Annotated in this window: 19 protein-coding genes and 1 tRNA gene; 14 read left to right on the top strand and 6 right to left on the bottom strand. The window is 67.1% G+C overall.

Translation table 11 applies throughout. From position 1 onward, the window contains the following. Positions 1-17 precede the first annotated feature (17 nt). Positions 18-94, top strand: a tRNA-Asp gene (locus tag HMPREF1224_RS17775). Positions 95-381: 287 nt separating this feature from the next. On the opposite strand, the gene HMPREF1224_RS17770 is transcribed toward HMPREF1224_RS17775, so the two are convergent. Both HMPREF1224_RS17770 and HMPREF1224_RS17765 read right to left on the bottom strand, forming a co-directional pair. After that, on the bottom strand, positions 382-1,419 hold the full coding sequence (locus HMPREF1224_RS17770; protein WP_010793223.1) for an AraC family transcriptional regulator: 1,038 nt from the start codon (positions 1,417-1,419) through the stop codon (positions 382-384). Continuing rightward, positions 1,416-2,534 (bottom strand): carbon-nitrogen hydrolase family protein, encoded by a 1,119-nt coding sequence (locus HMPREF1224_RS17765; RefSeq protein WP_003103515.1) that lies wholly within the window; start codon positions 2,532-2,534, stop codon positions 1,416-1,418. The genes HMPREF1224_RS17770 and HMPREF1224_RS17765 overlap by 4 nt, the downstream gene beginning before the upstream one ends. A 214-nt stretch (positions 2,535-2,748) precedes the next feature. Between HMPREF1224_RS17765 and HMPREF1224_RS17760 the strand changes: the two genes are divergently transcribed. From HMPREF1224_RS17760 to HMPREF1224_RS17750, 3 genes are all read left to right on the top strand, one after another. Further along, positions 2,749-4,788 carry an oxidoreductase gene (locus HMPREF1224_RS17760; RefSeq protein ID WP_010793222.1) on the top strand — a complete coding sequence of 680 codons (2,040 nt, stop codon included), beginning with the start codon at positions 2,749-2,751 and terminating at the stop codon, positions 4,786-4,788. Positions 4,789-5,124: 336 nt separating this feature from the next. After that, entirely contained in the window at positions 5,125-6,564 is a 1,440-nt protein-coding gene (locus HMPREF1224_RS17755; RefSeq protein WP_074198629.1) for a chromosome partitioning protein ParA, read from the top strand. A gap of 37 nt (positions 6,565-6,601) precedes the next feature. Continuing rightward, entirely contained in the window at positions 6,602-7,501 is a 900-nt protein-coding gene (locus HMPREF1224_RS17750) for a 1-aminocyclopropane-1-carboxylate deaminase/D-cysteine desulfhydrase (protein WP_042158478.1), read from the top strand. On the opposite strand, the gene HMPREF1224_RS17745 is transcribed toward HMPREF1224_RS17750, so the two are convergent. Next, a complete protein-coding gene (locus HMPREF1224_RS17745) occupies positions 7,502-8,467 on the bottom strand; it encodes a DUF1853 family protein (protein WP_010793219.1) in 966 nt (321 codons plus the stop codon). A 124-nt stretch (positions 8,468-8,591) separates the two neighbouring features. Here HMPREF1224_RS17745 and HMPREF1224_RS17740 point away from each other — a divergent pair, with 124 nt between their 5' ends. The 10 genes from HMPREF1224_RS17740 to HMPREF1224_RS17695 all read left to right on the top strand — a co-directional run bounded on the left by HMPREF1224_RS17740 (position 8,592) and on the right by HMPREF1224_RS17695 (position 22,680). Beyond that, complete coding sequence (locus HMPREF1224_RS17740; RefSeq protein WP_003104985.1) at positions 8,592-9,479, top strand: NAD(+) kinase; 888 nt, start codon at positions 8,592-8,594, stop codon at positions 9,477-9,479. Beyond that, complete coding sequence (locus tag HMPREF1224_RS17735) at positions 9,479-10,459, top strand: metallophosphoesterase (protein ID WP_003091336.1); 981 nt, start codon at positions 9,479-9,481, stop codon at positions 10,457-10,459. Before HMPREF1224_RS17740 ends, HMPREF1224_RS17735 begins: the two co-directional genes overlap by 1 nt. After that, positions 10,456-11,316, top strand: a complete 861-nt coding sequence (locus HMPREF1224_RS17730) for a rhomboid family intramembrane serine protease (RefSeq protein ID WP_003091333.1) — start codon at positions 10,456-10,458, stop codon at positions 11,314-11,316. The genes HMPREF1224_RS17735 and HMPREF1224_RS17730 overlap by 4 nt, the downstream gene beginning before the upstream one ends. A gap of 83 nt (positions 11,317-11,399) precedes the next feature. Next, positions 11,400-11,663 carry a YeaC family protein gene (locus HMPREF1224_RS17725; protein ID WP_003104989.1) on the top strand — a complete coding sequence of 88 codons (264 nt, stop codon included), beginning with the start codon at positions 11,400-11,402 and terminating at the stop codon, positions 11,661-11,663. Next, positions 11,663-12,496, top strand: a complete 834-nt coding sequence (locus HMPREF1224_RS17720) for a DUF2797 domain-containing protein (protein ID WP_003091329.1) — start codon at positions 11,663-11,665, stop codon at positions 12,494-12,496. The genes HMPREF1224_RS17725 and HMPREF1224_RS17720 overlap by 1 nt, the downstream gene beginning before the upstream one ends. Before the next feature lie 18 nt (positions 12,497-12,514). Beyond that, positions 12,515-15,172, top strand: a complete 2,658-nt coding sequence (gene pepN / locus HMPREF1224_RS17715) for an aminopeptidase N (protein WP_010793218.1) — start codon at positions 12,515-12,517, stop codon at positions 15,170-15,172. Between the two features lie 446 nt (positions 15,173-15,618). Beyond that, on the top strand, positions 15,619-17,583 hold the full coding sequence (locus HMPREF1224_RS17710; protein ID WP_004344806.1) for a DUF1302 domain-containing protein: 1,965 nt from the start codon (positions 15,619-15,621) through the stop codon (positions 17,581-17,583). A 58-nt stretch (positions 17,584-17,641) separates the two neighbouring features. Beyond that, positions 17,642-19,009 carry a DUF1329 domain-containing protein gene (locus HMPREF1224_RS17705; protein ID WP_003091320.1) on the top strand — a complete coding sequence of 456 codons (1,368 nt, stop codon included), beginning with the start codon at positions 17,642-17,644 and terminating at the stop codon, positions 19,007-19,009. A 179-nt stretch (positions 19,010-19,188) separates the two neighbouring features. After that, a complete protein-coding gene (locus tag HMPREF1224_RS17700; protein WP_010793217.1) occupies positions 19,189-20,286 on the top strand; it encodes a WD40/YVTN/BNR-like repeat-containing protein in 1,098 nt (365 codons plus the stop codon). 12 nt (positions 20,287-20,298) lie between these two features. Further along, a complete protein-coding gene (locus tag HMPREF1224_RS17695; RefSeq protein WP_003110076.1) occupies positions 20,299-22,680 on the top strand; it encodes an efflux RND transporter permease subunit in 2,382 nt (793 codons plus the stop codon). A gap of 70 nt (positions 22,681-22,750) precedes the next feature. Here the strand turns inward: HMPREF1224_RS17695 and cprS are convergent, their stop codons facing one another. The 3 genes from cprS to HMPREF1224_RS17680 form a co-directional block, all read right to left on the bottom strand. Beyond that, positions 22,751-24,046 carry a cationic peptide sensor histidine kinase CprS gene (cprS, locus tag HMPREF1224_RS17690; protein WP_003105000.1) on the bottom strand — a complete coding sequence of 432 codons (1,296 nt, stop codon included), beginning with the start codon at positions 24,044-24,046 and terminating at the stop codon, positions 22,751-22,753. Further along, positions 24,043-24,714, bottom strand: a complete 672-nt coding sequence (cprR, locus tag HMPREF1224_RS17685; RefSeq protein WP_003091311.1) for a cationic peptide response regulator transcription factor CprR — start codon at positions 24,712-24,714, stop codon at positions 24,043-24,045. The genes cprS and cprR overlap by 4 nt, the downstream gene beginning before the upstream one ends. A 61-nt stretch (positions 24,715-24,775) precedes the next feature. Continuing rightward, entirely contained in the window at positions 24,776-25,855 is a 1,080-nt protein-coding gene (locus HMPREF1224_RS17680) for an alpha/beta hydrolase fold domain-containing protein (protein WP_003105002.1), read from the bottom strand. Positions 25,856-25,896: the final 41 nt, after the last annotated feature.

Here is a 25,896-nt window from a genome sequence, read left to right as displayed (position 1 = left end):
TCTTGCCCAGCCGACGCGCAGCGGTAGTTCAGTCGGTTAGAATACCGGCCTGTCACGCCGGGGGTCGCGGGTTCGAGTCCCGTCCGCTGCGCCATACATCTTCACCACGCCGAGGCGGGGTGAGCCACGAAGAAAGCGGCCAATGGCCGCTTTTTTCGTTTCCGTCGTCCCCTGCGTCTTCCGTTTTCTCCTTGTTTGCCGGATTTCCTGCTCCGTCGGTCCGCGCGCGGTAATCCCGCTGTCATCTTCCTCGTCTACAGCTGAAAGACACAGACGAACGAAAGGTGATCCGCGATGGACGACTACCAGGAAGAACTGCTGGAGCAGCATGCCGCCGAATGCGACCTGCCGGAGCCGGCGGACGACGCCACCGAGATGTGATCAGGCGCTCTGTCGCTGGGCGCGGCGGAATTCGCCGGGCGTCTGCCCGCTCCAGCGCTTGAAGGCGCGCTGGAAGGCTTCCGCCGAGGCGAAGCCGAGCAGGTAGGCGATTTCGCCGAAAGCCAGGTCGGTCTCGCGGATGTAGACCATCGCCAGGTCGCGGCGGGTGTCGTTGAGGATGCTGCGGAACTGCGTGCCTTCCTCGGCCAGCTTGCGCCGCAGGGTCCAGGTCGGCAACTTGAGGCGCGCGGCGACTTCCTCGAGGTCTGGCTCGCGGCCATTGAGCATCGGCCCCAGCAGGCGGCTGACGCGCTCGCGCCAACTGCGGGTGCGGGTCAACTGCTCCAGTTCGCGGTTGCAGAGTTCCAGCATCTGGTTCCAGGTGCTCGGACAGTGCTCGGCATTCGCCAGGGCCAGGCTGGCCTGGCTCAGGCGCAACTGGTTGGTCGGCGCGCCGAATTCCACCGGGCAGCCGAAGAATGCCTCGTAGCGCTCGGCCCAAGGCGGTGCTGGATATTCGATATCCACCCGCTCCGCTTTCAACGGCTGCCTTGCCAGGGCGCCGAGATGGCTGATCCAGCCCGCCAGCACCGAATCGACGACGAAGCGGTTGTAGGCGTTGTAGGGGCTGATCGAATAGAAGCGCAGCCAGGCGCCGCCGGCGTCTTCCACCAGGCTCGACTGGCCCCGGTAGTTCTGCGCGTAAAGCGGTTCCAGGTGGATCATTGCCCGCGCGGCGGCGCGCAGGTTGGGCGCCTGGGCGACGCTGACGCCGGCCAGGCCCATCTGTCCGAGACGGCTCAGGCGGCCCATCTGCAGGCCAAGGGCGGGGTCGCCGCTGAGCTGTATGGCGGCATGGCCGAGGCGCATGTAGCGAGGGATCGACAGGCGCGCCCCGGGTTCGGCCAGGCGCCGCTGGTCGAGGCCGTACTGCTCGAGCAGTGGTGCGGGCTCGACGCCGGCGGCGAGCAGGGCGTCGGCCAGCGCCTGGACGAAGCCGACCGAGAGGTCGCCGAGGCGAACCCGGGGCGCGCTCATAGCCAGAGATTGACCAGTTGCGCACCGCCGCCGGGATTGGCCTGGCGCATGCCCTGCGACGAACCGAGCAGGCTTTGGCCGTCTTCGGTGACGTTCCACAGGCGGCTATGGGCGAAGGCCACGGCGGCGCCGCGCGCACCGCTGGCCAGCAGGCGCTCGCCGACCGCCAGGCGCTGCCAGGCCTCGGCGTTGCTCAGGCTGTTCGGCGCCAGGCGTACGTCGCCGGGAACCAGCTCCGCATCGAAGCCGGGCCAGGGCTGCTGCCAGCGACCGCTCTGGTTCAGGGCGGCGGGGATCGCCAGCAGTTCGACGCGCTGTTCGACCAGGGTGGCGTAGGTGTCCGGGTACCAGCTGTCGGTGCCGATCAGCACGCCCAGGCGTCCTGCCGGCGTATCCAGCACCTGCAGGCGCTCGCCGCGACCGTTGTTGAGGTAGCTCAGTTCGTGGCGGGTCGGGAACACCTTGCGTTGCGGCTGGCCGAGCGGCCGGCCGTCGGGACCGAAGGTCAGGCTGACGTTGTACAGCTGGCCGGTGCCGGGACGCAGCTCGCCGTCCTCGACCTCGGGGTCGGGCAGGACGATGGAGCCGGCGACCACCGTCACCTTGAAATCATGGGCGAGCCCGCCGAACAGGGTCTGGTAGTCGTGGGCCATGTCCACCGCCTTCATCCGGAACAGGGTGTCGGTGAGACGCTGATCGCCGCGCGCGGTGATCCAGCCGCGCGCCACCTTCAGTGGGTTGCTCGCGGCCATCCAGTCCATCGCCGTGGGCCAGTCGGCAGCGGCGTAGACCTCGGGCTTCTCGCCGCTGGCCACCAGCCAAGTGCCGACATGCTCGGGGAACACCACCACCGTGCGCTCGTTGAGCAGGCCCTGGCGGCGGGCATTTTCCAGGTAGGCGTGGAATTTCAGTTGCAACCGTTCGGCGCTCTGGTAGTCCGGCGTGAACAGTTCCGGCTGGACCGCCAGCAGATTGCCGCGCTCGCCGGGCTGGCCCTGGACCACGCTGACCTGGCTGCGCAGGTCGGACAGGTAGTGGCCTACCGGGCGGCGTTCGGCCCAGCCGGCGTAGGCGGCGAAGAGGGTGATGAGGATCAGGAAGATCAGCTTGCGCATGCGGGTCTCCAAGGCAGCCCACAGGGTAGGGGAGTGGCGTCGGCTTGCCAAGCATCCCTGTGCATTCCGATCAGTAACTTGTCATTTAGGATCATTGAGCGCTCCGGTGGCGCTCCTTAGAGTCGTCGCCATACCGACCGCTGCCCGTCCCGCGCATTGCGCCCGAGGCCGCGGCATATCCGTGAACGCGTTTCGCCCGATGTGGAGACCCCCGATGACCGCCGCCGTTCCCTATCCGCACCTGCTCGCCCCGCTGGACCTCGGCTTCACCACCCTGCGCAACCGCACCCTGATGGGGTCCATGCACACCGGTCTGGAAGAGAAGCCGCAGGGCTTCGAGCGCATGGCGGCGTATTTCGCCGAACGCGCCCGTGGCGGCGTCGGCCTGATGGTCACCGGCGGCATCGGCCCGAACGAAGAGGGCGGCGTGTATTCCGGCGCGGCCAAGCTGAGCACGCCGGAAGAGGCGGAGAAGCACAGGATCGTGACCCAGGCGGTGCACGAGGCGGGCGGCAAGATCTGCATGCAGATCCTGCATGCCGGCCGCTACGCCTACAGCCCGAAGCAGGTGGCGCCGAGCGCGATCCAGGCGCCGATCAATCCGTTCAAGCCCAAGGAACTCGACGAGGAAGGCATCGAGAAGCAGATCGCCGACTTCGTCAACTGCGCCAGCCTGGCCCAGGTCGCCGGCTACGACGGCGTCGAGATCATGGGATCGGAAGGCTACTTCATCAACCAGTTCCTCGTGCAGCACACCAACCAGCGCACCGACCGCTGGGGCGGCAGCTACGAGAACCGCATGCGCCTGCCGGTGGAGATCGTCCGCCGGGTGCGCGAGGCGGTGGGGCCGAACTTCATCATCATCTATCGCCTGTCGATGCTCGACCTGGTCGAGGGCGGCAGCAGCTGGGACGAGATCGTGCTGCTGGCGAAGGCCGTCGAGAAGGCCGGCGCGACCCTGATCAATACCGGCATCGGCTGGCACGAGGCGCGCATCCCGACCATCGCCACCAAGGTGCCGCGCGCGGCCTTCACCAAGGTCACCGCCAAGCTGCGCGGCGAGGTCGGCATCCCGCTGATCACCACCAACCGCATCAACACTCCCGAGGTGGCGGAGAAGGTCCTGGCCGAGGGCGATGCCGACATGGTCTCCATGGCCCGGCCGTTCCTCGCCGACCCGGATTTCGTCAACAAGGCCGCCGCCGGCCACGCCGAACGGATCAACACCTGTATCGGCTGCAACCAGGCCTGCCTCGACCACACCTTCGGCGGCAAGCTGACCAGTTGCCTGGTCAACCCGCGCGCCTGCCACGAAACCGAGCTGAACTACATCCCCACCACCAGGCCGAAGAAGATCGCCGTGGTCGGCGCCGGCCCGGCCGGCCTGGCCGCCGCCACCGTGGCCGCCGAGCGTGGGCACCGGGTCAGCCTGTTCGACGCCGCCGGCGAGATCGGCGGGCAGTTCAACGTGGCCAAGCGGGTTCCCGGCAAGGAAGAGTTCCACGAGACCCTGCGCTACTTCCGCAACAAGCTGGAGAGCACCGGTGTCGAACTGCACCTGAACCGCCGGGTCGGCGTGGACGACCTGGTCGCGGGCGGCTACGACGAGATCGTCCTCGCCACCGGCATCGTTCCGCGCACACCGGCGATCCCCGGCATCGAGCATCCGAAGGTGATCAGCTACCTGGATGCGATCCTCGAGCGCAAGCCGGTGGGTGGCAAGGTGGCGGTGATCGGCGCCGGCGGCATCGGCTTCGACGTCTCCGAATTCATCACCCATGCCGGTCCGTCCACCAGCCTGGAGCGCGAGGCGTTCTGGAAGCAGTGGGGGATCGATACTCGCCTGGAAGCCCGCGGCGGCATCGCCGGGATCAAGGCCGAGGTGCATCCGGCGGCGCGCCAGGTGTTCCTCCTGCAACGCAAGAAGAGCAAGGTCGGCGACGGCCTCGGCAAGACCACCGGCTGGATCCATCGCGCCGGCCTGAAGAACAAGCAGGTGCAGATGGTGAATGCCGTGGAGTATCTCGGGATCGACGACGCCGGCCTGCATATCCGCGTTGCCGAGGGCGAGCCGCAGGTGCTGCCGGTGGATACCGTGATCGTCTGCGCCGGCCAGGACCCGCTGCGCGAGTTGCAGGACGGCCTGCTGGCGGCCGGCCAGAGCGTGCACCTGATCGGTGGCGCCGACGTCGCCGCCGAGCTGGATGCCAAGCGCGCCATCAACCAGGGTTCGCGCCTGGCCGCCGAACTCTGAGAGCCTTTCCGCGATCTGTTGCGTAGCGGAGAAACTGCGTTGAAAACGGCTTTTCTCCAGCTCGCACAGGTTCTGCGTATCGCCCCTGTCCGCCCTCGTCGGCGCGGCGGGGCGCTGCGCACCGGTTCGGTGAACGGTGGCGCTCTGCCACGGTGATCTCCGTCCGCTCAAAACCCGACCGCTTCACAATTTCCCCTACCGCTCGGCGGGCCGTCCGGCATCGCCCGGGTGTCTGCCAACCCAGTCACATTGCCCGCGACATTTTTTCCCCTAGACTTGCCCGAACAACGAGATAGCGCCTGTTTTTCAGGTGACATGCCAGATGGGTACTGCCGGATGCGGGCCGCCTCGCCAGGCGTTCGAGGGTTAGCGATGAGCATGCAGAAAAAGCCACAGATGGCGGAGGCCGTGCTGTTCTTCAACGACAGCGGCGTCTGCAAGGAAATGCTGTATCCCGAATTCGAGGCGCTGCTCGATGGCCTGGTGCGCATGCCGGAATACGCCGACCGGCAGATGCACCTGGCCTATGTGTTGATCAATCCGCGCCTGCAGGCGCGGGCGGCGGTGTTCTTCTATCTCGATTTCGACGAGCAGGGCGGCGCCGACACCGGCTGGAACCTGCCTCTGCGCAACCTCGCCGAACGCGCCGGACGCGGCCCCGACATGGGCGGCGGGCCGATCCGCCTGGCCTGTCGCAGCCAGTGCCCGGTGTCCTGGCACCAGATGCACCTCTGGGACCCGGAGAGCAGCGCCGGACGCAACCATTTCGTGCTCATCCGCGACGCGCTCAGGCGCAACCAGCTGGGCCTGCTGGTGGACGAAGAGCCTGCCGCGGTGGAGCCGCAGCGGCTGCAGATGGCCGCCGAAGAGCAATGGTACGCCGCCGGTCCCGCCGCCCCGAAGGCATCGCCCGCGGAGCCTCCGCGCAAGCAGGAGGACGAGCAGACGGCGCGCCTGGCGCAACTGGTCAAGCAGCAGCGACAACAGCTCGCCGCCCTGGCCCGGCAGCAGGAGCAGCGCCTGGCCGGGCTCGCCCGGCAGCACGAAGAGGAACTGGCCAGGCGCGAACAGGACGCCCGCGGGCAACTGGACATCCTGCGCAGCGAAGTGCTCAGCCTGCAACAGGCCCTGGAACGGCAGGCGCGGGAGAACGCCGAATTGCAGCAGCGTCTGCTGGAGCAGGGCGAGCAGTTCCAGCGCAACCGCGAGGAACTGACCCGGCAACTGCGTTTCATCGAGAACCAGGGGCGCAACGAGACCGACCTGCTGCGCTCGGAGTTCGCCGACGAACTGGAGGCTCGGGTGGCGGCGGCGGTGGCCGGCTACAAGGAGCAGGTCTCGATCCGCGACGTCGAACTGGCCTACCGCAACGAGCTGGACCAGCAACTGGAGCAGGAACTGGCCGAGCTGCGCGCCGAGCGCGACCGTCTGGCCGCCCAGGGACCGGAGCAACTGCTGGAGCGTCTATCCGGCCAGGGCGTGGTATTCGTCGCCTACCATCCCGGTGCCGGGCACCTGACCATCCCCTTGCAGGACATCCCGCGTTACCAGGACAATCCGCTGGCCTACGCGGCGGCCAAGTGCTTCGTCTCCGAGAGCCAGTACCGCCAGTGGCTGGACCACTTCCAGCAGCCGCGCTGCGAGGCGCTGCTGCCCGGCGGCGAACGCTGCAACCTGCCGCTCGACCGGGTCGACAACCCGGCGCGCTTCGTCGCCGGCGACACCAACTGCTGCGCCCGGCACAAGACCACGGGGCGTCTGCGCACCGTGAGCTGACTCCTTGCCGTTTCCCCACTGGTCACCGCATACACCCTTGCAGCGTCTCGAACTCGACTGGCTGCAACGGGCCGGGGTCGAACTGGCGCTGCTGCGCCTGGACCAGGCCGATCCGCTGATCTCCGGCAACAAGGGGTTCAAGCTCGCGCCACACCTGGCGCTGGCCCGTGAGCAGGGGCTGGACGGCCTGATCAGCCTCGGCGGCGCCCATTCCAACCACCTGCACGCGCTGGCCGGCGCTGGCGCGCGTTTCGGTTTCCGTTGCGTCGGCCTGTTGCGCGGACACGAAGTCGATACGCCGACGGTGCGCGACCTGCGCAGTCTCGGCATGGAACTGCACTGGCTCGGCTACGGCGGCTATCGCCAGCGGCATGCCGCCGGCTTCTGGCTTCCCTGGCGGGAACGTTACCCAGGCTTGCTGCCGGTCGCCGAGGGCGGTGGCGGGCTGCAGGGCGCGCGCGGTTGCATCGGGCTGGTGGAGCGCATAGCGACCCAGTTGCCGACGCTCGGCTGGGACGATTACGACGCGATCTGGGTGGCCGCCGGTACCGGTACGACACTGGCCGGCCTGGTGCTCGGCGAGGCCGGGCGGCATCCCGTGGTGGGCGCGCTGGCGGTGCCGGAGGACCACGGCGTCGCCGCCCAGGTCGCGGCGACCCTTGCCGAGGCGGGCTGGGCCGATGCCGGCTATCGCCTGCTGGACGCCAGCCGTGGCGGTTTCGCCCGCCTCGATGGGCGATTGGCGCGGTTCATCGTCGAGTTCGAGACGGCCAGCGGCGTCGCCCTCGAACCGCTGTACACCGGCAAGCTGCTGCTCGCCCTGCGCGAGGCTGTGGAGAGCGGCGCGGTGGCTCGCGGCAGCCGGCTGGTGGCGCTGCACAGCGGAGGCCTGCAGGGCCGCCGGGCATTGCAGGAGCGTTTGCTGGCGTTGCTCTGATCAGGCATCCGCGGCCTGGCGCGCGCTACCCCACAGGCTGAGCCCCGGCGGCCAGTCGTCGCTGGCCAGGAACAGGCGCTCGGCCTCTACCCAGTAGCCGTCGCGCGGCACCACCCTTACCAGCATTTGCGGACGTGCCTCGCCGGCGAAGGCGATGTTCCAGCAGGCGCCGTCGCGCGGTGGGTCGAGCGGGTCCTGCCGCCGCATGGCCGGCGCCAGCCAGTGCTCGCGCGACAGATGCAGCCAATGCTGCCCGGCCTGCGGTCCGGCCAGGCTGGCCAGGTACGCCGGCCAGTCGCGCTGGCGGAGCCAGCGGCCACGCAGATGCCGTGGCTCGATGTCGGCGGGCAGGCTGCCCGGCCCGGGCCAGGGATGGAACAGGTAGCCGCTCAGCCACAATGCGGAAACGGCCGATTCGGCGCCATGGGCGGCCAGCACCTGGCGACCCTCGCGGGTCGCCGCCAGCGGCAACTGGTGTCGGCAGAGGTGTTCCAGCTTGCGTGACAGGCGGTCCTGGCCGCCGGGCCCGAGCCAGTCGCCGGGGCCGGACTGGGGCCCCAGGTAGAGTTTGATCGCCAGTTCCAGGTGGTGGATGCCGTCGTCGTCCCGCAGCAGCAGGTCGAGTTCGCCAAGGGTATGCCCGCCGTCGCGCACCGGCAGGTTGGCGGCGATCAGGCGCACGTCCGGGGCCTGTTCCAGGGCGAATTGCCAGAGATGTTCGTAGTACAGGCCGAGACGCTGCCGTGGCCATTGCGCGAGCCAGGCGGCGAGGTGCTGCGGCTGTCGCTCCTGTTCGCGCAACCAGGCGGCCAGGCGCTCCGGTTCCTGGCGCCAGCGGCTGGCGGCGAGCGGATGGCGCTGCGGCTCCGGGGTCCGGCGCAGCAACGGCGGGGCGAGCAGGGTCCAGGCCAGGTCGCGGACGGCCGGGTGGCGCAATTCGTCGAGCAATTCGGTCAGCAGCGTCATACTCAGAGGTTAGCCGGGTTGCGCCACTCGCGGCGATTTCCCGTACATGCGCGGGTTTGCCGCTGTCCGCGGCTTTCGCCCATAATCCGCTCTATCCCGCCCGCCAGCTTTTCGCAGGAACCGCATGGAACCCTTTCGCAATATCGGCATCATCGGCCGCCTCGGCAGCACCCAGGTGCTGGACACCATCCGCCGGCTGAAGAAATTCCTGATCGATCGCCACCTGCATGTGATCCTCGAGGACACCATCGCCGAAGTCCTGCCCGGACACGGCCTGCAGACCTGCTCGCGGAAGATCATGGGCGAGATCTGCGACCTGGTGGTGGTGGTCGGCGGCGATGGCAGCATGCTCGGCGCGGCCCGCGCGCTGGCCCGGCACAAGGTGCCGGTGCTGGGGATCAACCGCGGTAGCCTGGGCTTCCTCACCGACATCCGTCCGGACGAACTGGAGGTCAAGGTCGGCGAGGTGCTGGACGGCCAGTACATCGTCGAGAGCCGCTTCCTCCTCGATGCCCAGGTGCGTCGCGGTATCGACTCGATGGGGCAGGGCGATGCGCTCAACGACGTGGTCCTGCACCCGGGCAAGTCGACCCGGATGATCGAGTTCGAGCTGTATATCGACGGCCAGTTCGTCTGCAGCCAGAAGGCCGACGGCCTGATCGTCGCCACGCCCACCGGTTCCACCGCCTACGCGCTGTCCGCCGGTGGTCCGATCATGCATCCGAAGCTGGATGCCATCGTCATCGTGCCGATGTACCCGCACATGCTTTCCAGCCGCCCGATCGTGGTGGACGGCAACAGCGAGCTGAAGATCGTCGTGTCGCCGAACATGCAGATCTACCCGCAGGTCTCCTGCGACGGGCAGAACCATTTCACCTGCGCCCCCGGCGATACCGTGACGATCAGCAAGAAGCCGCAGAAGCTGCGCCTGATCCACCCCATCGACCACAACTACTACGAGATCTGCCGGACCAAGCTCGGCTGGGGCAGCCGCCTGGGCGGAGGCGACTGATGCAACTCGACCCCGGACGTGGCTACGACCTGATCGGCGATGTCCACGGCTGCGCGCATACCCTGGACCGCCTCCTCGACCTGCTCGGCTACCGCCTGCAGGGCGGCGTCTGGCGCCATCCGCGGCGCCAGGCGCTGTTCCTCGGCGACATCGTCGACCGCGGCCCGCGCATCCGCGAGGCCCTGCACCGGGTGCACGCGATGGTCGACGCCGGCGAGGCGCTGTGCATCATGGGCAACCACGAATTCAACGCGCTCGGCTGGAGCACCCCGGCGGCGCCCGGCAGCGGCCGCCAGTACGTCCGCGAGCATACGCCGCGGCATGCCCGGCTGATCAAGGAGACCCTCGAGCAGTTCGAGGGCCACGATGCCGACTGGCGCGACTTCCTCGGCTGGTTCCAGCAACTGCCGCTGTTCCTCGATGCCGGGCGCTTCCGCATGGTCCATGCCTGCTGGGACGGCGAGCTGATCGCGACCCTGCGCCGGCAGTTCCCCGACGGGCGGATCAGCGAAGCCTTCCTGCAGGAGTCGGCGGAGCCCGGCAGCTTCGCCGACCTGGCCTGCAACCGCCTGCTGCGCGGCACCGACATGCGCCTGCCGCACGGCGCCACCCTGACCAGCAGCGATGGCTATACGCGCGCCTTCTTCCGCACCAAGTTCTGGGTCGAGGACGAGGCGCCGCGCACCTACGGCGATATCGTCTTCCAGCCCGACGCGTTGCCCGAAGCGATCGCCCGCGAGCCGCTCAGCGAGGAGCAGAAGTCCAGCCTGCTGACCTACGGCGCCGACGAACCTCTGTTGTTCGTCGGCCACTACTGGCGACGCGGCACGCCGGCGCCGATCCGGCCGAACCTGGCCTGCCTGGACTACAGCGCGGTGATGTACGGCAAGCTGGCGGCCTACCGCCTGGATGAGGAAACCCGCCTGGACCGGCACAAGTTCGTCTGGGTCGAAGTGAAGCGGCCGGAGGCTGACGAGTGAGCGCGGTGCAGGTCCTGAAGTTTCCCCTGTCGGTCGACCTGGCCGGCTTCGTCGGCCTGCTGCGGCGTCTGAACGTGCCGCACCGGGTCAGCGAGGAATCCGGCCAGCAGGTCCTCTGGGTGCCCGACGAGCGGCTCGCCGAGCAGGTCCGCGAGTTGTACCGGCGTTATCCCGAAGGCGATCCGCAGGCGACCCTGGAAGCCGCGCCGCGACCGGCGGGGCAGGGTTTCGTCCGGCAACTGCGGATGAGCCCGATGACCGCCGCGGTGTTGCTGCTGACCTTCGTCGTCGCCGCTGTCACCTACCTTGGCGACAACTTCGCGACGATGCGCTGGCTGACCTTCCAGGACTTCCGTATCCAGGGCCAGTACGCGCTGTTCACGCCGTTGGCCGAGAGCCTGGCGGCGGGTCAATGGTGGCGGCTGTTCACGCCGATGCTGATCCACTTCGGCTGGCTGCACCTGGCGATGAACGCCATGTGGTTCTGGGAGCTGGGCCGGCGCATCGAATTCCGCCAGGGCGGCCCGATGCTGCTCGGCCTGACCCTGCTGTTCGGCCTGGTGTCCAACGTGGTGCAGTACGCGGTGAGCGGCGCCAGCCTGTTCGGCGGGTTGTCCGGGGTGCTCTATGGCCTGCTCGGGCACTGCTGGATCTTCCAGTACCTGGCGCCGAACCAGGCCTATCGCCTGCCCAGGGGCGTCGTGGCGATGATGCTGATCTGGCTGCTGGTGTGCCTGTCCGGGGTGATCGACCTGCTCGGTTTCGGCTCCATCGCCAACGGCGCGCACGTTGGCGGGTTGCTGGTCGGTTGCCTCAGCGGTTTGCTGGGCGGCCTGCTGGCGCGGCGTCGCCGTTGAGCGAGGGGCTGCGGCAGCTTCGATGTGCGCCGCCGGCCCCGGCCCGGTAGAATGGCCGGTACGCCTTTTCACCGGAGCCGGCCATGTCGTCCTTCAACCAAGCGATCGAGAACATCACTCCAGAGATCTACCAGAACCTCAAGCTGGCCATTGAGATCGGCAAGTGGCCGGACGGCCGCAAGCTGACCCAGGAGCAGAAGGAACTCTGCCTGCAGGCGGTGATCGCCTGGGAGCTGCAGAACCTCCCCGAGGAGGAGCGCACCGGCTACATGGGCCCGCAGCACTGCTCCTCGCATTCCGACGAGCCGATCCCGAACATCCTGTTCAAGTCGGACTCCGTGCACTGATGGAAGAAATCGCCCGCGGCGCGCTGAGCAAGATGACGGCGCGCCTGGAAAGCAATGCTCCCGTGCAATACGCCTTCCGCCTCGACGACCGCGAAGTCGCGGTGAACCCGCTGATCGGCCGGCCGCTGCGCCTGGAGTACCTCGGCAGCATCTTCTGCACCCATTGCGGCCGCAAGACGAAGAAGAGTTTCAGCCAGGGCTATTGCTATCCCTGCTTCACCCGGCTGGCGCAGTGCGACAGTTGCATCGTCAGCCCGGAGAAGTGCCACTACGAGCAGGGCACCTGCCGCGAACCGGAGTGGGGCGAGCGGTTCTGCATGACCGATCACGTGGTGTACCTGGCCAACTCCTCCGGGGTGAAGGTCGGCATCACCCGCGCCAGCCAGATTCCCACCCGCTGGATCGACCAGGGCGCGCGCCAGGCGCTGCCGATCTTGCGCGTGGCCACCCGCCAGCAGTCCGGCCTGGTGGAAGACCTGCTGCGCAGCCAGGTCGCCGACCGCACCAATTGGCGGGCCATGCTCAAGGGCGAAGCCGAGCCGGTCGATCTGGCGGCAGTCCGCGAGCAGTTGTTCGACCAGTGCGCCGACGGCCTGCGCGAATTGCAGCAACGTTTCGGCCTGCAGGCGATCCAACCGGTTATCGACCTCGATCCGCTCGAGATCGCCTACCCGGTCGAGGCCTACCCGAGCAAGGTCGCCAGCCTCGACCTGGAAAAAACGCCTATCGTCGAAGGCACGCTTCGCGGTATCAAGGGCCAGTACCTGATCCTCGACACCGGGGTGATCAACATTCGCAAATACACGGCCTACCAGATCGCCGTGCATCACTGAGCAGAAGGGCCACAAGCCATGCGCACCGAGCAACCGAAAGTCATCCACCTCAAGGACTATCAGGCGCCGGACTACCTGATCGACGAGACCCACCTGAAGTTCGAACTGTTCGAAGACCACAGCCTGGTGCACGCCGAGTTGAAGCTGCGGCGCAACCCCGAGCGCGGCGCCGGCCTGCCGCCGCTGTTGCTGCATGGTCAGCAACTGGAGCTGCTGGCGCTCGAACTGGACGGCCAGGCGCTCGGCGCGGACGACTACCAACTGGACGACGAGCAGCTCGGGGTGCAACCGCGGCAGGCCGAGTTCGTCCTCAGGAGCACGGTGCGTATCCATCCGGAGAGCAACACCGCGCTGGAAGGCCTGTACAAGTCCGGCAAGATGTTCTGCACCCAGTGCGAGGCCGAGGGTTTCCGCAAGATCACCTATTACCTCGACCGTCCCGACGTGATGAGTCGCTTCACCACCACCGTCAGCGCCGAACAGCAGCGCTACCCGGTGCTGCTCTCCAACGGCAACCCGGTGGCCAGCGGTTCCGAAGGCAACGGCCGGCACTGGGCGACCTGGGAAGACCCGTTCAAGAAGCCGGCCTACCTGTTCGCCCTGGTCGCCGGCGACCTCTGGTGCGTCGAGGACAGCTTCCGCACCATGAGCCAGCGCGACGTGGCGCTGCGCATCTACGTCGAGCCGGAGAACATCGACAAGGTCCAGCACGCCATGGACAGCCTGAAGAAGTCGATGCGCTGGGACGAGGAGGTCTACGGCCGCGAGTACGACCTGGACATCTTCATGATCGTCGCGGTCAACGACTTCAACATGGGCGCGATGGAGAACAAGGGCCTCAACATCTTCAACTCCAGTTGCGTCCTGGCCCGCGCCGAAACCGCCACCGACGCCGCCCACCAGCGGGTCGAGGGCGTGGTGGCGCATGAGTATTTCCACAACTGGTCGGGCAACCGGGTGACCTGCCGCGACTGGTTCCAGCTGTCGCTCAAGGAAGGCTTCACCGTATTCCGCGACTCGGAATTCTCCGCCGACATGAACTCGCGCACGGTCAAGCGCGTCGAGGACGTCGCCTTCCTGCGCACCAACCAGTTCGCCGAGGACGCCGGGCCGATGGCGCATCCGGTGCGCCCCGACTCGTTCATCGAGATTTCCAACTTCTACACCCTGACCGTCTACGAGAAGGGCTCGGAAGTGGTGCGGATGATCCACACCCTGCTCGGCGCCGAAGGCTTCCGCAAGGGCTCGGACCTGTACTTCCAGCGCCACGACGGCCAGGCGGTGACCTGCGACGATTTCGTCAAGGCCATGGAAGACGCCAATGGCGTCGACCTGACCCAGTTCAAGCGCTGGTACAGCCAGTCCGGCACTCCGCGCCTGGCGGTGGAAGGCGAGTACGACGCCGCCGCCCGCCGCTACACCCTGACGGTGCGCCAGAGCTGCCCGCCGACTCCCGGCCAGCCGAGCAAGGAACCCTTCGTCATCCCGCTGGAGCTGGGCCTGCTCGACGGCCAGGGCCACGAACTCCCGCTGCGCCTGGAAGGCGAGGCCGCGGCCCAGGGCGGCAACCGCGTGCTGGCGGTGACCGAGGCCGAGCAGCGCTTCGTCTTCGTCGAGGTGCCGGAGCAGCCGCTGCCATCGCTGCTGCGCGGCTTCTCCGCGCCGGTGAAACTGAGCTTCCCCTACAGCCGCGACCAGTTGCTGTTCCTCATGCAGCACGACAGCGACGGCTTCAACCGCTGGGAGGCCGGCCAACAGCTTTCGGTGCAGGTCCTGCAGGAGCTGATCGGCCAGCACCAGCGCGGCGAGCAACTGGTACTCGACCCGCGCCTGATCGAGGCCTACCGCACCCTCCTGGCGGACGAGGCGCTGGACCAGGCGATGGTCGCCGAGATGCTCTCGCTGCCCAGCGAGGCCTATCTCACCGAGATCAGCGAAGTCGCCGATGTCGACGCGATCCATGCCGCCCGCGAATTCGCCCGCCAGCGTATCGGCGAAGCGCTGTTCGAGCCGCTGTGGCAGCGTTACCAGGCCAACCGCAAGATTTCCCGCGACACCGCCTACCTCGCCGAGGCTTCGCACATAGCCCGGCGCAGCCTGCAGAACATCGCGCTGTCCTACCTGTCGCTGTCGGGCCGGGAGGAAATCCTCGCCGCCTGCCTGGAGCAGTACGAAGGCTGCGACAACATGACCGAGCGCCTGACCGCCCTGGCGGTGCTGGTCAATTCCGGCTTCGAGGCGGAGAAGGGCAAGGCCCTGGCCATGTTCGCCGATTACTTCAAGGATGACCCGCTGGTGATGGACCAGTGGTTCAGCGTGCAGGCCGGCTCGCCGCTGCCGGGCGGGCTGGAGCGGGTCCAGGCGCTGATGCAGCACCCGGCCTTCACCCTGAAGAACCCGAACAAGGTGCGCGCGCTGATCGGCGCGTTCGCCAACCAGAACCTGGTCAACTTCCATCGTCCTGACGGCGCCGGCTATCGCTTCCTCGCCGACCAGGTGATCGTGCTCAACGCACTCAACCCGCAGATCGCCTCGCGCCTGCTGGTGCCGCTGACCCGCTGGCGCAAGTACGACGAGGCGCGGCAGGCGCTGATGCGCGGCGAGCTGGAACGCATCCTGGCCTCCGGCGAATTGTCCAGCGACGTCTACGAAGTGGTGAGCAAGAGCCTGGCCTGATCCGCCAGCTTCACCCGGAAGAGGGTGTTACTGGCCACTGGCTGGTAACGCCCTTTGTTACTTCTGGGAATCGCTTCACTGTTTTCCATTGATGGAGTCCGCTTAATCGTGTTTCGCGAACCTCCCTGCGCAGGCTCTGCGAAGGGACTTTTCGCGCCACCGGCGAAATTCGCCTGGCGCGTTTTGTCGGACACTTCCTGTTTTCTGGTCAGTGAATGAACAGTCATCCCGCAGGAAGTCCTGTTTTTTTCGCAATCCATTGAATTGCCTGGAGGATTCCGTTGAATTGGCATCCCGGTTGCACTGCCTCGTCGCGCGGTTCCCTTTCGTCGATGCTAGGCCGGTGACGCCGCGACCACCCATAACAAGGCCGCAGAGAAACGGCCGAACGGCGAACCGCCCGCAGTGGCGGCGCCCAACGCATGACCACATGGAGTGAGTTCCCGATGTACATCCCCAACCGCCAGCCCCGGCTGCGCTCCGCGCCGGCCCGGGCCGGCTTCGCCTTCGCCGGGCTGCTGCCGCTGCTGGGCGGCCAGGCCCAGGCCGTCGAATTCAGCTTCCTCGACAACGAGGTGTCCGGTTCGCTCGACACCACCCTGTCCTACGGCACCCTGTGGCGGGTGCAGGGGCAGGACAAGAGCAACAACGACATCAACACCAACGACGGCAACCGCAACTTCGATACCGGCCTGGTTTCCGAGGTCTACAAGATCACCTCGGACCTGGAGGCGACCTGGCGCAACTATGGCGTGTTCATCCGCGGCACGGCGTTCTATGACACCCAGATCATGGACAAGCGCAACGACTACTACAGCCACAACGATCCATCGCAGCCGAGCCAGAGCTATCCCCACGACGACCGTTTCACCAGCCAGGCCCGCGACATCGCCGGGCACAAGGCGGAAATCCTCGACGCCTACGTCTACGGCAGCTGGGACATCGGCAACATGCCGCTGAGCGCGCGCTTCGGCCGCCAGGTGTTCAACTGGGGCGAGGGCATCTTCTACCGTGGCGGGGTCAACACCACCAACCCGGTGGACGCCGCCAAGTACCGCCTGCCCGGTTCCGAGCTCAAGGAAGTGCTGATGCCGGTGGAAGCGCTGAGCTTCAACATCGGCCTGACCGACAACCTGTCGATGGAAACCTTCTACCAGTGGAACTGGAAGGAAACCCGCCTCGACCCGGTCGGTACCTTCTTCTCCGAGACCGACCTGTTCGCCGACGGCGGCAACACCGGCTACAGCGACTTCACCGGTACCGCGCTGGACACCCCGGTGCCCGGCTTCGGCAACGTCATCGGCCTGTACCAGGCGCTGGGCAACAATCCGCTGCTCAGCGGCGCGCTGAAGAACACCGGCCTCTATGCCAACGGCGTGACCCCGGCCTACGGCAACGTGATGAAGGTGTCGTCCATCGGCAAGGACATCAACGCGCGCAACGACGGCCAGTTCGGCGTGGCCTTCCGCTACATCGCCGAGGAACTGAACAGCACCGAGTTCGGCTTCTACTTCGTCAACTACCACTCCAAGGAGCCGACCCTGTACGCCGACATCGGCGACTATGCCGGGGCCGACCTGGCGGCGCTGGCCAACACCCTGCGGCCGATCGCCGGCAACCTCGCCGAAGCCCTGGCCAACGGCCTGGTGACCGCCGACGTGATGGGCAACATCAATGCCCGCCGCGAGTTCGCCGAAGACATCCGCATGTACGGCTTCAGCTTCAACACCACGGTGGGCGACGCCTCGGTGTTCGGCGAGCTGGCCTATCGGCCGAACCTGCCGATCGGCATCGCCGCCACCAACGACCTGATCGGCGACCTCGCCCACGGTGCGGCGGAAGCCGCCAACGGCGGACAGATCAACGTCGGCGGGCAGATGGTCGGCCTCGGCGGGCAGATCCACAACTACGAGCGGGTCGAGGCGTTCAACACCTCCCTCGGGACCATCTACAACTTCGGCCCGTCGCTGAGCTTCGACTCGTTGACCGGCGTCGCCGAGCTGGCCTCGGAACACCTGCGTGGCAGCAGCCTGAAGTACACCGCCTACGACGGCAGCACCCGCTACTACGCCGGGCGCGGCAACAGCTCGTACGTTTCCGGCGGCGACCGTGGCGACCAGGTGAACCGCAACGCCTACGGCTACACCCTGCTGCTCAGCGGCACCTGGAACGACGTGTTCGCCGGGGTCAACGTGTCGCCCTACGTGGTCTACAAGGACGACTTCGAAGGCAACTCCTACCAGACCGGCAACTTCATCGAAGGTCGCAAGGCCTACACCCTGGGGATCAAGGCCACCTACCTGAACAGCCTGGAAGGCGAACTGCAGTACACCGAGTTCTACGGCGGCGGGCAGAACAACAACATCCGCGACCGCGACAACATCGGCCTGACCGTGAAGTACTCCTTCTGACCGAACCGATAACGACACGGGCGCCGCGAGCGCCCGGCACCTCACACGGAGAACCCTCATGTTGAACAAGCACCTGCTGATCGGCGCTTCCCTGGCGCTGGCACTGGGCAGCGGCGGCGCGCTGGCCGGCGTTTCCGCCGGCGAGGCGGCGCAACTGAAGTCGAGCCTCACCCCGCTGGGCGCGGAGAAGGCCGGCAACGCCGCCGGCAGCATTCCCGCCTGGACCGGCGGCATCACCCAGGCGCCGGCCGGCTACAAGCCGGGCCAGCACCACCCGGACCCGTTCGCCGCGGACAAGCCGCTGTTCACCATCGACAAGGCCAACCTGGAGCAGTACAGGGAACACCTGACCCCGGGCCAGCTGGCGCTGTTCAAGACCTACCCGGACAGCTTCCGGATGCCGGTCTACCCCAGTCGCCGTTCCGGTTCGGCGCCGCAGTGGCTGTACGACAACACCTTCGCCAATGCCACCAGCGCCAGGCTGCTGGACGGCGGCAACGGGTTCGCCGACGCCTATGGCGGGGTGCCGTTCCCGATTCCGAAGAGCGGCGTGGAGGCGCTGTGGAACCACGTCGCCCGCTACCGCGGCACCTATGTCGTGCGCCGCGCTTCGGAAGTCGCGGTACAGCGCAACGGTAGCTACTCGCTGGTGACCTCGCAGCAGGAAGCGCTGTTCAAGTACTACCTCAAGGGCGGCAGCTTCGCCGACCTGAACAACCTGATGTTCTACTACCTGTCGTTCACCAAGAGCCCGGCGCGCCTGGCCGGCGGCGCGGTGCTGGTGCACGAGACCCTCGACCAGGTCAAGGAGCCGCGCCAGGCCTGGGGCTACAACGCCGGCCAGCGCCGTGTGCGGCGTGCGCCGAACCTTGCCTACGACACGCCGATCGCCGCCGCCGACGGCCTGCGCACCGCCGACGACACCGACATGTTCAACGGCGCGCCGGACCGCTATGACTGGAAGCTGCTGGGCAAGAAGGAAATCTACATTCCCTACAACAACTACAAGGTCAGCAGCCCCGAGGTGAAGTACGAGGAACTGCTCAAGCCGGGCCACCTCGATCCGCAATACACCCGCTACGAGCTGCACCGCGTGTGGGTGGTGGAAGGTACCCTGAAGCCGGGCGCGCGGCATATCTACTCCAAGCGCACCCTGTACCTCGACGAGGACAGCTGGAGCGCGGCGGTGGTCGACCAGTACGACGGTCGCGGCGAACTGTGGCGGGTGTCGATGGCCTACCTGAAGAACTTCTACGACCTGCCGTACACCTGGAGCGCGCTGGATGTGTTCCACGACCTGCAGGCGCGTCGCTACCACGTGCAGAACCTGGACAACGAGGAGCCGGGTACCATCGACTTCACCCAGGCGATACCGGACGACTCCTACTTCAAGCCCTCGGCCCTGCGCCGCCGCGGCACCCGCTGATCGCTCCGCTCGCCGGCGCCGACCGCTTCCCTCCGGGGAGGAGGGCGGCGCCGATCCCCCGTTACAGACGGCTTACACGCTTAACAAAAGATAACGTGGCTTCAATTGTCTCCGTCGCCAAACGCTGGCTATATAACGCTCACCACGAACCACTAATAACAACAACGGGGACGGTATCCATGCGTGAGCCCATGACGTGGCGCACTTCGCCCGGCCAATCCGCGGACGCTTCGCGGCATCCGGCCATTCCTTCCAGATCGCCCCTGGCCAGCAGGGCCCTGTCGTTTCTCGGGGCGCTTTCTCTTCTGACCTTCGCCGCCACCCCGGTCCTGGCCGAGTCGACGCCAACCGCCGCGCCGCCGCAATTCGCCGTGGAGTCGCCGAAGGCCGCCAGCAGCCTGCTGCTCAGCGTCGCCCATGCCGGCAAGCGGCTGGTCGCGGTCGGCGACCGTGGGCATATCCTGCTCTCCGACGACGACGGCAAGACCTGGACCCAGGCCAAGGTGCCGACCCGCCAGTTGCTCACCTCGGTGTTCTTCGTCAACGAGCGCAAGGGCTGGGCGGTCGGGCACGATGCGCAGATCCTCGTCAGCGACGACGCCGGCAGCACCTGGACCAGGCAGTTCGAGGACCTCGGCCGCGAAGCGCCGTTGCTGGACATCTGGTTCGCCGACGAACAGCACGGCCTGGCCGTCGGTGCCTATGGCGCGCTGCTGGAGACCCGCGACGGCGGCCAGCACTGGGAAGACGTCAGCGAGCGCCTGGACAACGAGGACCAGTTCCACCTCAACGCCATCGCCGCGGTCAAGGACAACGGCCTGCTGGTGGTCGGCGAAGCCGGCAGCCTGTTCCGCTCGAAGGACTGGGGCGCCACCTGGGAAAAACTCGAAGGCCCCTACGAGGGCTCGCTGTTCGGCGCCATCGGTACCGCCGATGCGGGCGGCGTGCTGGTCTACGGCCTGCGCGGCCACCTGTTCCGCTCCGCCGATTTCGGCGACAGCTGGGAAGAGATACCGCTGAAGGCGGCGTCCGGCGACCTGGAATTCGGTCTCTCCGACGGCGCGCTGCTGGCGGACGGGCGTATCGTCGTGGTCGGCCACGGCGGCAGTGTCCTCGAAAGCACCGACGGCGGGCGCAGCTTCAGCGTGTTCAACCGTCCCGACCGGCTGTCCCTGGCCGGCGTCAGCGCCACCGGCGACGGCCACCTGATCCTGGTCGGCCAGGGCGGCGTGCACCTCGCTGCGGCGAACGGTGCCGCGCTCGAACAACAACAATAAGGCGGGGGTCGCATGAGTGCCATGAACCAGCATCAGCAAAACAAGGCGAGCCTGCTCGAACGCCTGATCTTCAACAACCGGCCGGTGGTGATCTTCCTCTGCCTGCTGGTCAGCGTCTTCCTGTTCTACCAGGCCACCCAGGTGCGGCCGTCCACCAGCTTCGAGAAGATGATCCCGCTGGAGCACCCGTTCATCCAGAAAATGCTCGAGCACCGCAACGACCTGGCCAACCTCGGCAACACCGTGCGCATCTCGGTGGAGGCGGTGAACGGCGACATCTTCACCAAGGAGTACATGGAGACGCTCCGGCAGATCCATGACGAGGTGTTCTACATCCCCGGCGTCGACCGTTCCGGCCTGAAGTCGTTGTGGAGCCCCAGCGTGCGCTGGACCGAAGTGACCGAGGAAGGCTTCGCCGGCGGCGAGGTGATCCCGCAGACCTACGACGGTTCGCCGCGGGCGCTGGAGGAACTGCGCAACAACGTGCTCAAGTCCGGGCAGATCGGCCGCCTGGTGGCGAACAACTTCAAGTCGAGCATCGTCGACGTACCGCTGCTGGAGATGTACCCGAATCCGAAGAACCAGAGCGAACTGATCAAGCTCGACTACCGCCAGTTCTCCCATGAGCTGGAAGAGAAGATCCGCGACAAGTACCAGTTGCAGAATCCCAACGTGAAGGTGCACATCGTCGGCTTTGCGAAGAAGGTCGGCGACCTGATCGACGGGCTGGTGATGGTGGTCGGCTTCTTCGGTATCTGCCTGCTGATCACCCTGGTCCTGCTGTACTGGTTCACCAAGTGCATCCGCAGCACCATCGCCGTGCTGATCACCACCCTGGTCGCGGTGCTCTGGCAGCTCGGCCTGCTCAACCTGGTCGGTTTCGGCCTCGATCCCTATTCGATGCTGGTGCCGTTCCTGATCTTCGCCATCGGCATTTCCCACGGCGTGCAGAAGATCAATGGCATCGCCTTGCAGTCCAGCGGCGCCGACAATGCGCTGATGGCGGCGCGGCTGACCTTCCGCCAACTGTTCCTGCCGGGGATGATCGCGATCCTCGCCGACGCCGTCGGCTTCATCACCCTGCTGGTGATCGACATCGGGGTGATCCGCGAGCTGGCCATCGGCGCCTCGATCGGCGTGGCGGTGATCGTCTTCACCAACCTGATCCTGCTGCCCGTGGCGATCTCCTACATCGGCATCAGCAAGAAGGCGGTGCAGCGCAGCAAGGATGACGCGGTGCGCGAGCACCCGTTCTGGCGCCTGCTGTCGAACTTCGCCAGCCCGAAGGTGGCCCCGGTGTCCATCGCCATCGCCCTGCTGATGCTTGGCGGCGGCCTCTGGTATGGCAAGCACCTGAAGATCGGCGACCTCGACCAGGGTGCGCCGGAACTGCGTCCCGACTCGCGCTACAACCTCGACAACGACTTCATCATCCGCAACTACTCGACCAGTTCGGACGTGCTGGTGGTGATGGTCAAGACCTCCCCGGAAGGCTGCTCCACCCACCAGGCCCTGGCGGCCATGGACGAGCTGGCCTGGAAGCTGGAGAACACCGAGGGCGTGCAGTCGGCGATCTCGATGGTCACCGTGTCCAAGCAGGTGATCAAGGGGATGAACGAAGGCAACCTGAAATGGGAGACTCTGTCGCGCAACCAGGACGTGCTGAACAACTCCATCGCCCGTGCCGACGGTCTCTACAACACCGACTGCTCGCTGGCGCCGCTGCTGGTCTTCCTCAACGACCACAAGGCCGAGACCCTCGACCGCGCGGTGGCGGCGGTGCAGGCCTTCGCCGCGGAGAACGACAAGGACGACCTGCAGTTCCAGCTGGCCGCCGGCAACGCCGGGATCGAGGCCGCCACCAACGAGGTGATCAAGCAGTCCGAACTGATCATCCTGGTTCTGGTGTACATCTGCGTGGCGGCCATGTGCATGATCACCTTCCGTTCCTTCGCCGCGACCCTCTGCATCGTCCTGCCGCTGATCCTCACCTCGGTGCTGGGCAACGCGCTGATGGCGGCGCTGGGCATCGGCGTGAAGGTCGCGACCCTGCCGGTGATCGCCCTCGGCGTCGGCATCGGGGTGGACTACGGGATCTACATCTACACCCGCCTGGAGTCTTTCCTGCGCATGGGCCTGCCGTTGCAGGAGGCCTACTACGAGACCCTCCGCTCCACCGGCAAGGCGGTGCTGTTCACCGGCCTGTGCCTGGCGATCGGCGTGGCCACCTGGATCTTCTCGGCGATCAAGTTCCAGGCCGACATGGGCCTGATGCTGACCTTCATGCTGCTCTGGAACATGTTCGGCGCCCTCTGGCTGCTGCCGGCCCTGGCGCGTTTCCTGATCAACCCGGCCAAGCTGCAGGCCAGGAAGGCCTCGCTGTTCGCTCACTGAGTCGCACCGAGCCTCGCCAAGACCGCGGCCCCGGCCGCGGTTTTTTCGCGCGGAGGAAGGCCGCCGCGCTTCAGTCCGGTGTGGCGGGGAACAGCAGCTCGCAGCGGAAGCGCTGCTCGTCGCTGCTGTAATGCAGGCGCCAGCCGCTCTTCTGGCACAGGCGCTGGACCAGGTCGAGGCCCAGGCCATAACCGAACGCCATCGACTCCTCCGTGCCCTGGGCCGCGCCGATGGGGTTGCTGATCAGCAGGCTGCGGTCGCGCACGACGATTTCCACCACGCCCTCGTCGCTGTACTGCAGGGCGTTGCGCAGCAGGTTGCCGATGATGATCCGTGCGCGGGTCTGCGGCAGGCTGTGTGGCTCCACGTCGAGGTGGAAGGTCAGGCCGCGGCGCTGGCTCAGCGCCTGCTGTTCCTCGAGCAGTTCCTCCAGCAGGCGGCCGACCTCGATGTGTCCGTCGTCGCGCAGTTCGCCGCTCTCGCGGCTGAGCCAGAGCAAGGTCTCGGTCATCTGCTGCATGCCCAGCGCCGAGCGGCGGATGCGTTGCAAGGCATGCGGGGAGGGCGCGCGGCCGGGTTGGTCGAGCAGCTCCAGGTTCATGCCGATCACCGCCAGCGGGGTGCGCAGCTCATGGCTGGCGTAGCGCAGGAAGCGTTCCTCGCGCTGGCTGAAGTCCTTGATCCGGGTCACGCTGTTCCACAGGGTATCCGCCAGCACGTTGAGTTCGCGGTAGTTGAAGCGCGGCCGCTGGCTGTCCGGGGCGAGGTCGTCGAGGGTCATCGACCAGCGCGTCAGCTTGCGCAACGGCGCGACGATGAACCAGACCAGCAGGCCGACGGCGGCCAGCGAAGGCAGGGTGACCGATAGGGTGACGATCCAGGTCTGCCTGACGCGGGCGTCGATGATGGCGTCGGACAGCGGCGTGTCGATGCTGCCGGCGGCGTCGTTGTCGTAGAGGTAGAGCGTCTTGCCGTCGGCCAGTGGCTGGCGGACCACCACGTAGGCATCGTCGCTGGGCGCGTCGTCATCCTCCTCTTCGTCATCGTCGTCCCAGTTGCCGAGCAGTTGCATGGCGCCGATGCTCTTGTAGGGCGGGGTGTCGAGCATCTCCCTGAGTTTCGGCGGCAGCCCCGCGGTGCCGACGCTGCCCTTGAAGTAGTAGCTGTCCGGCGCCGGCGTAGCCGGGTCTTCCTGGTAGCGCTGGGCGAAGTACAGCCCTTCCTCTTCCATCATCATGCTGAGCAGGTAGAGGGCGCCGGTCTCGCCGTAGTCGCCGAGCATGCGCGTGTAGACCAGCAACACCCCGGCGAGGATCAGGGTGACGCCGCCGCCGACGATGGGGATCAGGCTCAGGCCGCGTTTCATTTGCGCTCCAGCTGGAAGCCGACGCTGTGCAGGGTATGGATCAGAGGGGTGGCGAACCCCTTGTCGACGGTGCTGCGCAGGTGGTGCATGTGCACGTTGAGGGTGTTGCTTTCCGGCGGTTCGTCGCCCCAGACGCTGCGCCCCAGCTGCTCGCGGGTGACCAGCGCGGGGCTGGCGCGCATCAGGCACTCAAGGATCTTCCAGGCGGTGGGGGACAGCGCCAGGGGCGTGCCGCCGCGGCTGGCCTGGCGGCTGTCGAGGTCCATCACCAGGTCGTCGACCTGCAGGCGCTGGGCCTGGCCGCTGCGGCGCCGGCTGAGGGCTTGCAGGCGGACCAGCAGCTCCGGCAGTTCGAAGGGCTTGAGCAGGTAGTCGTCGGCGCCGGCGTCGAAGCCGTCGAGCTTGTCCTGCAGGGTATCCAGGGCGGTGAGCATGAGTACCGGGGTCTGCAGGCCGGCTTCGCGCAGTTGGCGACAGACCTGCCGGCCGTTGATGCGCGGCAGCATGATGTCCAGCAGGATCACGTCGTAGCGGTTGGCGCGCGCCAGGTTGAGGCCGGCCTGGCCGTCGCGGGCGTGATCGCAGACCACCCCGGCGGCCTCGAGGTAGTCGATGACGGTGCCGGCGAGATCGAAGTTGTCTTCGACGACGAGTACGTGGATATGCATGGTATCTGTTCGCATGACGGATGGGACGCTGTGCCTGGTTCGCCGCGGGCGTTGCCCGCGCCTACTTGAGCACCTTGATTGGCTTCACCGGGGTGCCGTCGCTCCATTGGCCCATGCCGGTCTGCTCCGGCGTAGCGCCCAGGGCGTACTGGCGGTTGCGGTTGTAGAACGCCGCGTCGGTGAGGCCATCGAACAGCTTCCAGGTGCCGTACCAGTCGAGGGCGTCGATCACCAGCGGGTCGTGGCCGGTATAGCGGCCTTCGGCCTGCTGGACTTCGAGGCGCTTCTCGACGCGGTCGAGCAACCAGTCGCTGTCTTCTTCCTTCGGATACTGCGGGCCGAATACCGGCGCGGTGGGTGCCGCGTGGTTGGCCAGCAGCGGCGGAGCGCCGTGGCGATCGCTGCGCAGCAGCAGCAGGTTCTTGTCGCTGGGCGGAATGTGCCGGCTCTGGCGGTAGATGCGCTTGGCGTCGGTGCAGGCCACGTGGCTGTCCTCGTCGCCGCAGACCGCCAGCAGCAGGGTGCCCTTGGCCAGCCCCGACAGGCGTTCCTGGGCCACGCCGTCCCAGCGCTTGCCCTGGCTCTTGCCGGGCTCGACCACCATCAGCGCCTTCGCCGCCGGCAGCTTCAGGCGTTCGCTGGCGGCCGCCAGGTTGGCGGCGAGCAGTCCGCCGGCGGAGTGGCCGAGGTAGGCGACCTGGTTCAGCCGCGGGCGCACCCCCAGCTCGCCGGCCTGCAGGCGCCTGAGGGCGTCGCCGAGGGCGCCGGCGGCATTGTCGAGGAAGTCTGCGTTGGGCGTCTTCAGGTCCGGCTGGTAGCGCGGGTAGACCACCACCATGCCGCGGCGGACGATATGGTCGATCCAGGCGCGGTAGAGGTCCGGCTGCATCACGCTCCAGCCGTGCAGGAAGATCACCAGCGGAGCGTTGCCGGGGACCGGTTGCTCGGGGGTGAACACCCAGTATTCGCGAGCGCCTTCGCCGAAGTGCCACTGATGCACGCTGGCATGGCGATAGTCCGCGCCGCCCGGCCCTTCGGCCGGCTGCGTCGGCGGCGTGGGTGCGGTCGGCGGTTCGGCGGCCGTCGCGGCGTGGCCCAGGAGCAGGCCGCACAGGACGAGGTACAGGGTACGGAAGCGCATGCGGGCCCTCTTGCGGAATCGGAATGTCGTGCCAGTCCTAA

The organism is Pseudomonas sp. P179 (genome assembly GCF_000478485.2).
GTDB classification, from domain to species: Bacteria; Pseudomonadota; Gammaproteobacteria; order Pseudomonadales; family Pseudomonadaceae; genus Pseudomonas; species Pseudomonas aeruginosa.
The sequence above is the reverse complement of the archived record's forward strand: the minus strand, read 5'-3'. Positions and strand labels throughout refer to the sequence as shown.